Below are 2,873 nucleotides of genomic sequence, written 5' to 3'. Positions count from 1 at the left end.
GGTGTAGGGCCTACCCGTGGGTCACCGCCCTATGTGGGGTCGCGGGGTAAGGTTCCGGTCCCCCGGCTACCCGACTAAGTCTCGTTGGTTGTCATCGAACCCCAATTCGTCATTCGAACCCCGATGGTGGGCTTCATCGCTGTCCCAGATTCGTGTTTCCTCGGGTCAGGGGCAGCCGAGGTGCGGGGCGGCGAACAGCCAGTGGGCGAGCGCGGCGTCGTCGGAGGGCTTGTACCGGGGATGGTGACGGGCGTCCGGGTCTTGGGCTTCGCAGTCGCGGACAGCGTCGATGACGGCGTCCGGGCCGGCTGTGCGAGAGAGGGTGGCGACCTGTGGCCAGGTGAGGAGGCGGTAGGCGTCGACGGCCTCGGTGATGCCGTCAGTGGCCAGGAGCAGGTCGGTGAGCCCTTCGGCCGGCCAGGTCGCCGCGAAGGCGTTCTGACCGGCCTCGGGGTCGGCTTCGGCGATCCAGTACCCGCCGGGGCGGTTGACCTGGGTGTTCTGGAAGTCCCGCAGTTCGCGCAGGATTTCGCGGTGCTGCTCGTCGAAGCCGTGGCCGGCGCGGAGCCGGGACCGGTAGAGGGCTGCCTGGGGCTGGGCGTCGACGAGGTGCGCGAGACGGTCGTCCCGGAGCTGAAGAACGGTGCCGTCGCGGTGAATTGCCGTGATCGGGCTGTCGCCGAGGACGGCGACGTCGATCTGGTGGTCCGCAAGGCGGGCGACGGCGACGGTCGCGGCCGGCGAGCGCCCGGGGATCAGGTGGTGGTCGCGGGCGAGGCCACCGATGGCCGCGGTGAGGACCTCGCGAAGGTCGGCTCGGGGGGTGCGGGTCAGCAGGTTGGCGATCCGCTCGCCGAGGGCGCCGGCGTACCAGCCGCCGCGCGGCTGCTCGTCGGTGACGGTGCTGACGCCGTCCAGGACGACCAGGGCGTGGTCAAGCACCACGATCTGGTCCTCGGTGAGACGGTTGTTCTGCCCGGCGCGTTCGCCCGTGCGGACGACGGGCACGGTGGAGGTGGCCGACATCGGCGGTGTCCTTCGCGGGTGTGGAAGCGGCGGTCGGAGGTCAGGCGGTGCGCAGGGCCGTGGTGATGATGGCCCGGGCGTCGTCGCCGTACACGGCGGACTCGTGGAGCCGGTCGAAGGCCCGGTGGAAGACCTGGACACGGTCGTCGGTGATCGTCTCGCCCCCTCGGTAGCCCTCGACCTCGACGCGGGCGCCGTCGAAGATCCCGAATCCGTCGCCGGGATAGACGGTGAGCCGGGCGCGGGCGGGGATGATGCCGAGGGTGAGGCCAGGCAACTTCAGGGCCTCCAGGAGGTGTTCGAGCTGGGCGCGCATGACCTCGGGGCCACCGATGCCGGTGAGGAGCGTCTGCTCACCGAGCAGGACGTGGAAGCTGCGCCCGCCGGCGCCGAAGTACTGGGCGCGGGCGACGCGCTCGGCGGCGCCGGCCTCGATGTCCCGCGGGATGCCGTGCAGGTCGACGACGAGGCGCAGGACCTCCTCGGCGTAGGCGCGGGTCTGCAGGTTTCCCCAGACGAGGTCGGGGCTGTAGCCGTGGTAGTGCGTGGTCTGCTCGACGAGCCGGCGAAACTCAGCCTGGATCGGTCCGGTTCCCTGCCGCAGAAGACCCGGCCAGTCGGGGGCGGCCGGGCCGCCGGCAGTGATGTCCGGGACTGGGACGGTGGGGTTGTCGGACATGCGTTTCCTCCTGGGAACGGGTTGCGGCGTGGGGCCTGGTGGAGGGGTTGTCCCGCCCGACGCGCGCGTGCACCGGGCGGGGCGGTGAACGGGATGTCAGAGAACGGGCTGTGACGGCTGGGCGTCGTCGGCGAGGGGGATGGTCGCGACCGGCTCCCAGGACAGCTCCCAGGCGAACTTGCCACCTGGACGCGGGAACTGCTGGAACTTCACGTCGAGCAGGTGGAGCGCGCTGAAGCGGACGGGGACGTGGCTGGGCGTGATCCTCCGCAGGGCCGTCTGCAGTGCGTCGGAGGACGCCTCGTCCCAGGCGTAGCCGAGCGAGATGTGGTGCCGGCCACCGTCGTGGAGCAGCGCGCCGGGCCCGCGGACCTCGCGGATCGCGTCGCGGACGTGCTCGCGCAGGTCGACCAGCCTCTCGTCGGGCGAGAGGTCCAGGAAGGCCCCGGCCCGGTTGGCGATCGGGGAGCCGGCCGTGACCTCCAGCGGGCCGGCGGAGGCCAGGTGCGTGTGCAGGGCGGCGACAAGGTCGTCGAGCTCCTCCGGGGTGATCTTGTCGGCGGGGGTGTCGGCGACCATCTCGATGGTGCAGTGCAGCGTGTCGTCGCCGATCGGGCTGATCGGGTAGGGGCTCATCGCGTCCCGGCACTCGTTGACCAGCCGGGCCAGGGGCAGGTCGGCCTGCAGGTCTGGAACGGCGTAGACGTGCAGGACGCGGGCGCCGTCGGGCCACGGCGCGCGCTGGAATTTCGGAACGAACTTCTCCACGATCGCTTCTCCGTCACATTGGTGCGGCGGCCGTTCCGCGCCGGGCGGCGTGGCCGCGCCGCTGTTGGTCAGGGCTGGCGAGGTGCAGTCGGTGGACGCGCTCGAAGGTGTAGCGGGGGACCGGGGCGGGGTACTGGCGTTCCCACACCAGCCACACACTGGAGATGGTGGTTGGTGCGGATCCCTGGCCGGATCCGGCGGTCGAGGTCGGAGGCGAGGCGGTCCGAACGGACGGCGAGTTCGGGAGTGTCGGTGTCCTGCACCAACGGTAGCGTCGGATATCGGAACTCTCAGAATACCCGTTGTTGACATCCTCTCCGCCCTAAAGGACGGAGATTCCCGCCTGCCTGCCGGTGGTCACCGGGCGGGGCTTCGAGTGGGTTCCTGTTTCTTCGCGCTG

Annotated in this window: 3 protein-coding genes; all 3 read right to left on the bottom strand. The window is 70.9% G+C overall.

The annotated features are described in order from the left end of the window. Positions 1–165: 165 nt before the first annotated feature. The 3 genes from ACFRAR_RS38495 to ACFRAR_RS38485 all read right to left on the bottom strand — a co-directional run bounded on the left by ACFRAR_RS38495 (position 166) and on the right by ACFRAR_RS38485 (position 2,473). Complete coding sequence (locus ACFRAR_RS38495) at positions 166–1,026, bottom strand: PP2C family serine/threonine-protein phosphatase (protein WP_380705071.1); 861 nt, start codon at positions 1,024–1,026, stop codon at positions 166–168. Between the two features lie 40 nt (positions 1,027–1,066). Further along, the gene (locus ACFRAR_RS38490; protein ID WP_380705069.1) at positions 1,067–1,705 is read right to left on the bottom strand and encodes a DUF5753 domain-containing protein; all 639 of its coding nucleotides are present in this window, start codon (positions 1,703–1,705) and stop codon (positions 1,067–1,069) included. A 96-nt stretch (positions 1,706–1,801) separates the two neighbouring features. Further along, the gene (locus ACFRAR_RS38485) at positions 1,802–2,473 is read right to left on the bottom strand and encodes a 2'-5' RNA ligase family protein (protein ID WP_380705067.1); all 672 of its coding nucleotides are present in this window, start codon (positions 2,471–2,473) and stop codon (positions 1,802–1,804) included. Positions 2,474–2,873 lie beyond the last annotated feature (400 nt).

The sequence above is a fragment of the Kitasatospora sp. NPDC056651 genome (genome assembly GCF_042792155.1).
GTDB lineage: Bacteria > Actinomycetota > Actinomycetes > Streptomycetales > Streptomycetaceae > Kitasatospora.
Note: the sequence above shows the minus strand (reverse complement) of the source record. Positions and strands in the feature narration are given on the sequence as shown.